The sequence below is a fragment of the Saccharibacillus endophyticus genome (assembly GCF_013185185.1).
Lineage (GTDB): Bacteria > Bacillota > Bacilli > Paenibacillales > Paenibacillaceae > Saccharibacillus > Saccharibacillus endophyticus.
Genome location: NZ_JAAZWE010000015.1, coordinates 3,818 through 11,666 on the forward strand (window position 1 = coordinate 3,818; position 7,849 = coordinate 11,666).

The window sequence follows — 7,849 nt, forward strand, 5'->3', positions numbered from 1 at the left end:
CGACAACGACAACGACAACGACAACGACAACGACAACGACAACGACAACGACAACGACAACGACAACGACAACGACAAAATGATGCACGCCATCAGCTACACTTGAATCACCTACTTTCAAGGAAATAAAGATCAAATGATTGCAACGCAAAAAAGCCCGATCTTCAGTAGAAGATCAGGCTCAATGCAAAAATATGCGGTTGTAGGGGGCCCTTTATGAATGTCACGTCTTGGAGGATGCGTGCGTCTTGCAGAACCCAGTAGTGACAAGGGTTCATCTCGTCATATGGCTGTATTTTATTGAAGCGATAAGCTCACCTTTTGTACTTTACTCTGCTCTTTCTCTAATAAAATCCTATGAATGTTAGACTCATTTAGACCGATTGCCTTCAACAAATCGAAATAGATTAAAGCCATGTTGTCGATATCGTAATCATCAATGTAACCCGTAAATCGCATATACAACTCTTTGGAATTATTCAATGTCATTCCGTCAGCGATTAGCCCTTGGGCGGCGGCCTCAACAAAATCCGTTTCATCAAATGAAAGCAACGCATCATCAGAATCCAACAACAACGCTTCTCGCTTTGCAACAACATAAATGGGAATATTGAAACAAGTAAGTATACTTTGCTTGGTCGTGTGACGCACTTTCAACAACTCAATACTCAAAATGTCGTTTAAGTGAGTGACTGAACGACCCCGCTTAATGTATTCAATAGATGCAGATACAACGTAACGATCCTCATTTATAATACTCCCATTAAGCCCATCTATTACACTCTTGAGAACTCCAATTAAAGGCATGTCTTGAATCGTTCTTGTGGTTTCAACTTTTACATTCACTTCAAATTGACCTGAAATCGGAAGCCCAATACGTTGCAAACCTAACTCCGAGCGAAATAACATCGCGATCTTAGATTGAAAATCCATCATAGTTACATCTTGTAGGACTTTGACCGTGTTTACTGTTGAACGAATATTGTGTTCATATTGCTTCCTAAAGATTTCGCCTTGAATAATCAGTTTGGAATTACGATCATGTAGAATTGTATGAGTTCCGTTATCCCATGTCGCTTTAACCGAATTCATCTTCTTTCTCATAACATCCTCGCCTTCTTGTTCTTCATTGAATCACTATCAAGTTGATGAGCAATTAAGTACGTAGGCCGGAATATCTTCTTGATATCGTATTTAGAAGGGGGCGGACAACATAATACATCTCCATAGTAAATATTGTTCTCAAAGTAGCATTCGACTGATTGTAATAACTTCTTCTTACGGAGAAATCGAATCCATGTCTTCACATCTTTTTTGGTTGCTTTTAGATTGCAACATAGCCAGTCCGAAGGCACCGCTCGCCCCCTTGTATCTACTTCAAGAATTTTTGGATCGATGCCCCCGTAATATTCCAGCCAATTATGTGCATAAAGTATGAGCAGCGTTTTCAAAACTCCATTTGTCCATATCTTACGGTTAGCAGAAGTGCTGGACAATTTTCTATCAGAAAATAGACTTTTAGGAATCATACTGTAGCCTCGATTTTCATTTTTTAAAGTATACCAATTGGAAATTGCAAATGAAGGTTGTCTATAGTCTTGAATGGATCGAAAATCAGGGGCTTTGAGAATCTTGCATTCATACCATGTTCTTTTACGTAGATTTGTTTGTCTTATGAAGCCTTTATCTTCAAGCCATTTCAAAGATTGATTTACTGCCAGCAAATATCTATGAGCATTTGGATTTGTTTGTTTTGTATAGTGAAGACGCTTGTTAATTGAGCTTTTCGTAACTTTTGCTTTCCCACTTTTCTGGTCAATATGTTTACAAAGAAATAAGTAGATACGAAGCACATCATCGTTTGGGAAATCAGGGTATATCTCTGATATCAATATTCTTTGATACATGAACCATTGCCTATCCCAGATAAAATTAGATGAACTCTTTGAAGTTTGAATACTAATTGCCCCAGTTATATCAGTCATCCAACAAACCTCCGCTTCAAGACTTTGTTACATAATGCTCCCATCTTTCAGACAAGAAATCAATGAAGATTATAAGGCAGAGAATAACATTAGACAGGCAGCTATTCTCTACCTTAGTTCTAAAATAGATTTAAATCTCTTACATCAACCCATTTTCCTTCATCGAATAAAACGCATCGCCGCCGATGATAACATGATCTAACACCTCAATCGACATCAGCCGCCCGGCTTCCACAAGCAAAGACGTAACATTCCGATCTTCCTGCGACGGAGTAGGGTCTGTACTCGGATGATTATGAACGCAAACAATCGCGGCCGCTGAACGTTGTATCGCGATTCTGAATACATCCAGCGGCTTCACGATCGCGGCGTTTAGAGAGCCTACAGAGATGGTCTGAGGCGATCCGATCATGACGTTTTTGGTATTCAGTGTCAGGATCACAAAGTGTTCCTGCGTCAGCCATTTCATCTGAGGAGTCAATAAGTCAGCTACATCTTTTGGCCTGCGAATGGTATAACGTTGTCCGTATACAGGTGCATTGATTTTTTGAGTGAGTTGAATCGTTGCCAGAATACGTTGAGCCATTGCTGGTCCGACTCCTTTGATGCGTGTAAGCTCGTGTTCGGATGTATTCATCAATTCCGTGAGCGTAGCGTAGTTTTCAAAAAGAGCGACTACAACATCCGAGTTCTTCTGCTGACCGATAGCCTTTGCAAACAGTGGGCGGATCATCTGCATTTGTACATTCATGCTTTCTATTCTCCTTTAGAATGCAAACAGGGAAGATCAGCGTGATCTCCCCTTGAATGCTTTGTATGTTTGGTTTATGATGAAGCAAGCTTATTTACCTTGGTCGCCTTCGTGAGCGACCTTTTCTTTTTGTGACAGGATTTGACCTTGTCTTTCTACAATGCTGAAAAAAGCCAAGCAACAGCTCACAGCACGCCGTTCTCTTGCCGCACGACATACGTAATCAACGTCTCTACATCCCCGTCATTCAATGCCACGATCTCATACCGGCCGCCACCTTTGCATACCGAATATACGAAACCCTTCCGCTCGCAATAGCCCAAATAATCCTTCTCCTCGCTTCTTCTCAAAAACTCGAACGTCATCTTCTTTTCCTCCATTTCGTAGTCTTACAATGCCGACAGTTTGCTTGCGTGCCGTTCCATTTCATGTGGAAACTCGCGGCGGAAATAGGCCACCATCCAGCGTGCAGCCGTCTCATCATTTGCTTGGTACTTCCGACGGCAATAGGCATACAACACGATGCCAGCCATGCGGATGTCTCCGTTCACCACCAATTGCCGTAGCAGTTCCTGCATGGCTACAGGCAAGTTTTCTTTCACAGCCATCTGCATTCATCTCCTTTGTGTAAGTGCAGCATCCTCTCACAGCCGCTAATAGGTTCTCTGTCACGCAACGACAAAAAGCCCACTCCGTCGTCTGGAAGTAGGCACTTCATTCTTAGGTGTGATTCCTAAGCTTTCACAACACTTTCTGCATTAAGCAAAAAAGCATAAAACACAGCCTTCTTTGCTCTCATTTGCATAACAAAAAAAGGCTCGACTTCTACTGCATCATCAGTAGAAGTTGAGCCTTATAAATAGGGGTGGGGCGTGAAACGGACAGGGTACCCTTACTCTATATAAAGGGTGGTTCCTCGGGAAAATCTATGATTTTTTTGATCTATAGCGACTTCTTATCGCTCGATTCAAATGTATCTACAAACTCTTGTACAACTTTAAGCAGAAAACGAATTTCATGCAGATCGCGATCCGCTAACAACGGAACGAATTGTTCGATTAATTCTTGTTTATCTGCTTCTGCATGATCCGCATAGAGAAAAAGCTCATGTGGTCTTACCTTTAATGCTTTCATGATCTTTTCCAATGATTCCAACGAAATATTACAAATTCCTCGCTCTGTATCGGATAGATACTTTTCGCTCAAACCCGATAACTCCGAAAGTCTTTCCTGAGTCATTCCTCTTGCTTTGCGGATCAATCTAACCTTTTCGCCTACCAATCTCACAAACTCTGATTCCGACATACAATCACCTCTACCTCAAGGGTAGAAGACAGTAAGAAATAGAATAACACCATCATAGTTCATCAAAAGTAAACTTATAAGTTACCTTATAGATATCTTGTAGTAAAATATCCCTGTTGATCGTTATCTTTCAATACAAACTATTCATTTCTAGGGGGAAAGAGAATGTTTAAAAAGCTTCTCAGTATTACGGCTGTATCTGTGGTAGCTGCTACATGTATGACAACAACAACCGCATCCGCAGCACTGCCAACGTACGGTGAAGAATGGCAAGCTGCGGATACAACTCCACAAACCGTTACTTTTGCCGATCTTCCATCCATACACTGGGCCAACACCTACATTGCAGAAATGGTGAATCGTAAAGTGATCAGTGGTTATCCAGACGGAAAATTCAGACCGAACAATACGATTACACGAGCAGAATTTGCCAAGATCATGATTACGGCTTCTGGTGTTACACCGAAGAAAGTGAATTATTCCTCATTCTCTGATATCCCGGCGACCAACTGGGCTTCGCCGTTTATCGAAGCTGTGAAAGACTATATGACAGGATATCGCACAGCGGATAGTTCCTACATTTTCAACCCATCCGCACCTGCAACACGTGAAGACGTAGCTGTTGCATTGGTCAAGCTCAAAGGCTACGATACCAACCGTTTACCGGACCAAAGCACAATTAAAGCCATGTTCCGCGATTACGACGGCATATCCGAGTCTGCAAAAAACTACGTTGCCTTAGCTGTCGAAAACGGGCTCGTATCCGGATTCCAAGATGAAACTTTCCGTCCACAAGCTACGATCACGCGAGCAGAAGCAACGGTTATGCTTTGGCGTGCTTATCAATACGGGAATGACAACAAGCAGATCGGCGACGGACAAAGTACAACAACAACCGCTCCATCCACACCCGTCTCCACCCCGTCTAATCCAGCCCCATCTACTGACTCGTCTACAACTACACCATCCGCAAAGTTCACCGTGGAAACACTCGTTGGTGGATCAGCAGCAGGAGATGTAGATGGCCCTGTGCGGACAGCGAAGATCAACAAGATCGACAGTATGGTCGTAGACAAGGATAACAATATCTATTTCCTCGATGCCAGAAACAAAAAGATACGTAAGTTCAATAGCTCTAACGGCACCGTTGAAACTTTTAAAACCATTGATCAAAGCTTCAACTGGGATTATAAAGATGCGGATGGAAATGCCAAACACTACGATTACTCAAGTCTTACTCCGCATAAGCTTGCTTATAATGCAGCCAGCAATAAAGTGTACCTGACCGCTACGGGGAAAGCTAACACTTCTCCAGGCATATTCGTTTACGATATAACCGGTAACGTCAGTGTAGCTGCATACGACCTCAATAGTGCTAATCCACACTACATCAACTTCGTTGCTTTCCCAACTGCGGATACTGTCTTATACGGAAGCAATGATTGGGATGAATCCTACATGTATGAAGGAAAGCTAAACGGCTCCCAAATGGACTTGGTTGCAAGTAGCCAAGACAATGGAATAATTGATATTTCGGATTCTTCGTATGGATACGCTCCTGTCGCTGCTGCCTATGCAACAGAGAACAACGTTTATGTGTTTGGCCGCAGTAAACTTTATAATCTTCAACTGTTCCCCGTCAAAGCAGAAAAAGTAATCGAATATGATCGGATGGGCTTCAGCAGCGTAGGTACTTACAATAGCAAGTTGTATATGACTCAAGTGAATACCGTCTATGAGATGGGAACCGACGGGCAGATGACTACATTCGTCAAAGGTGAGGATTTGGTCTACAACGACGGTACAACGATCAAAGAAATGCAGCAGCTCAGTTTCGATACAAACGGCAATATTCTTTTCTACGACCCGAATAGCTATTCCATCCGCAGAATCAATCTGTGATTTGAAATCGAACCATGCAACGAGATCGAATGATGAATGATGAATGACTCCATACAACACTCGAAGTGAGGGATACAGGTTGGAAATGACAATGATCGCTTTTATATTGAAGATCGTCGGCGGAATTACTCAGCTCTTTAGCATCGTTTATATCATCGTCGCCGCTGTGAGAAGAAAAGGGAAGCATGTACTGATCGGTATCGTGTTGCTGATCATCGCAGGTACACTTCTGTTTATGTCTACGAAGATTCAGGACGACATTCTTCGGTATGGTTACGACGATGGAAATGCCTATGCAGCAATGCTTCAAGCAAACAGCATGGCTAGCGGAGAATAATGTATGAGAAAAAGAAAAGCGTGGTTGAACATCGGTTTGTTGATGATTTTAAGTACAGCATTGTCGGCTTGCGGAAGTACAATTGAATCCATCATGTCTTCACCCGCTTTTTCCTCGGATGCCAACACATACGGCGGCATGTATTCGGAATTGAACATTGCTGTCAGGGAAGGCAACTTGGAAGAGGTGCAACGCTTGATAGATCAGGGAGCTTCCCCACATGAAGCCGCAGATTACGGAAGCGGAGCAGATCGTGTAGCTGTAGGAAATCTGTCGCTGGCGATCAACTACAACGATGATCCTTTTCCGATGGTACAGTTTTTGCTCGAAAACGGCGTTGATCCTCAAGATGATCCAATGGCATTCAACGATGCGATCGGCACAGAAGATGTAACTCTAGTGCAACTCATGCTGGACTATGGTGCAGATGCAACAAGCGGCTTGCAGACGGCTATAACCAAAGACCAGATTCATATGATTCAGACGTTGATACAATACGGAGCCGATCCTAATGCTGGCGTTCACTTGGCGAAGTCAATGCTGAATGAGGATGCGTTGATATTGTTGGAGGAGTATGGAGCAACCGTAGAGGATATCCCTCGTGAGCAACTATACCCGGAGGATTATGTTGAAGAGAATGGTACGCTGATTCGATTACGCTGAAAGCACAGGAGAGATTGAAAAAGAGGACAAAGGCGATGAGTGCGTCGCTTCTGTCCTTTTTGCATACTTAGCTTAAAAAAACTTAGGCCGAAGGCCGGATAGAGTGCTACATGGTTACAAAATCGAGGAAATGAGAATATATAGAATGATAATCACGTAGATTTTTATCGAAGTAAATAAATATAGAAGTTTAAACATCCAGAAGTGCATGAAAATCCATTTATGATTGGGTTGCAAGAAAAAAACAATCAATATCCTCAAAACTTCACCCAATTCGCATTTATATACAAAAAAAGGTCTACGATTTAACGTAAACCTTTCCTCTTAGCTCTAGCTTTACAGCCTTTTTAGTACAAAATATTATTATTTTCCTATGTGTTTCTTAACCGCTTCATATGTCTTTTTCGCAACTTCGTAGGGGATATCATCCACTTCTACAATGTATCTTGTAACTTCTCCTGACTCAACATCTGTGTCAGAGCTAACCGATGTTAAGCCATCTTCAATTGTAACTGTATTTCCTTCTAAATCTTTAAACGTGGTTGCCATATAATACCACCTCCCTTTAGACAAACTCTATCATACATAGCGAGACATCAACAAGGGGTTTTATTTCTTATAAGACAATTAAAACCAAAAAAATCTAAATACCACTTCGTACTGATTCGTATATATTGAATCCTCCATAATCACAATCAGTGACTGTCACTGGTCACATCAACAGCCATCACTTCAATCCCTTATGTATCAAGTCTTTACAACCGCAATGTACCCCTGAATCATCCAGAAAATATAGAAAAGACCGCCTTCGCAGGCGGTCTCACTGATGGTACATATGGAGGCGAGGGGAGTCGAACCCCTGTCCGAAGATAACGCAGCATAGGCTTCTACGGGTGTAGTCACGGT

10 protein-coding genes and 1 other RNA gene are annotated in these 7,849 nt (G+C 42.3%); 3 read left to right on the forward strand and 8 right to left on the reverse strand.

What is annotated here, in order from left to right; genetic code table 11:
* Nucleotides 1–297: 297 nt before the first annotated feature.
* The 6 genes from HRQ63_RS25625 to HRQ63_RS25650 all read right to left on the reverse strand — a co-directional run bounded on the left by HRQ63_RS25625 (nt 298) and on the right by HRQ63_RS25650 (nt 4,041).
* The gene (locus HRQ63_RS25625; RefSeq protein WP_172247941.1) at nt 298–1,104 is read right to left on the reverse strand and encodes a hypothetical protein; all 807 of its coding nucleotides are present in this window, start codon (nt 1,102–1,104) and stop codon (nt 298–300) included.
* On the reverse strand, nt 1,101–1,985 hold the full coding sequence (locus HRQ63_RS25630; protein WP_172247942.1) for a hypothetical protein: 885 nt from the start codon (nt 1,983–1,985) through the stop codon (nt 1,101–1,103). The genes HRQ63_RS25625 and HRQ63_RS25630 overlap by 4 nt, the downstream gene beginning before the upstream one ends.
* Nucleotides 1,986–2,124: 139 nt before the next feature.
* Complete coding sequence (gene radC, locus HRQ63_RS25635) at nt 2,125–2,736, reverse strand: RadC family protein (RefSeq protein ID WP_172247943.1); 612 nt, start codon at nt 2,734–2,736, stop codon at nt 2,125–2,127.
* A 185-nt stretch (nt 2,737–2,921) separates the two neighbouring features.
* Nucleotides 2,922–3,101 (reverse strand): hypothetical protein, encoded by a 180-nt coding sequence (locus HRQ63_RS25640; protein ID WP_172247944.1) that lies wholly within the window; start codon nt 3,099–3,101, stop codon nt 2,922–2,924.
* Between the two features lie 24 nt (nt 3,102–3,125).
* The gene (locus tag HRQ63_RS25645) at nt 3,126–3,344 is read right to left on the reverse strand and encodes a hypothetical protein (protein WP_172247945.1); all 219 of its coding nucleotides are present in this window, start codon (nt 3,342–3,344) and stop codon (nt 3,126–3,128) included.
* 334 nt (nt 3,345–3,678) lie between these two features.
* Entirely contained in the window at nt 3,679–4,041 is a 363-nt protein-coding gene (locus tag HRQ63_RS25650; protein WP_172247946.1) for a helix-turn-helix domain-containing protein, read from the reverse strand.
* A 165-nt stretch (nt 4,042–4,206) separates the two neighbouring features.
* On the opposite strand from HRQ63_RS25650, the gene HRQ63_RS25655 reads away from it, so the two are divergent.
* From HRQ63_RS25655 to HRQ63_RS25665, 3 genes are all read left to right on the forward strand, one after another.
* Complete coding sequence (locus HRQ63_RS25655) at nt 4,207–5,943, forward strand: S-layer homology domain-containing protein (RefSeq protein ID WP_172247947.1); 1,737 nt, start codon at nt 4,207–4,209, stop codon at nt 5,941–5,943.
* Nucleotides 5,944–6,022: 79 nt separating this feature from the next.
* Nucleotides 6,023–6,280 (forward strand): hypothetical protein, encoded by a 258-nt coding sequence (locus tag HRQ63_RS25660; RefSeq protein WP_172247948.1) that lies wholly within the window; start codon nt 6,023–6,025, stop codon nt 6,278–6,280.
* Between the two features lie 3 nt (nt 6,281–6,283).
* Nucleotides 6,284–6,943: an ankyrin repeat domain-containing protein gene (locus tag HRQ63_RS25665; protein ID WP_172247949.1), complete on the forward strand. Its 660-nt coding sequence runs from the start codon at nt 6,284–6,286 to the stop codon at nt 6,941–6,943.
* A 363-nt stretch (nt 6,944–7,306) separates the two neighbouring features.
* Here HRQ63_RS25665 and HRQ63_RS25670 read toward each other — a convergent pair whose 3' ends face one another.
* Entirely contained in the window at nt 7,307–7,492 is a 186-nt protein-coding gene (locus HRQ63_RS25670; RefSeq protein WP_037285752.1) for a hypothetical protein, read from the reverse strand.
* 284 nt (nt 7,493–7,776) lie between these two features.
* Nucleotides 7,777–7,849: a transfer-messenger RNA gene (gene ssrA / locus HRQ63_RS25675) on the reverse strand; the annotation flags it as partial.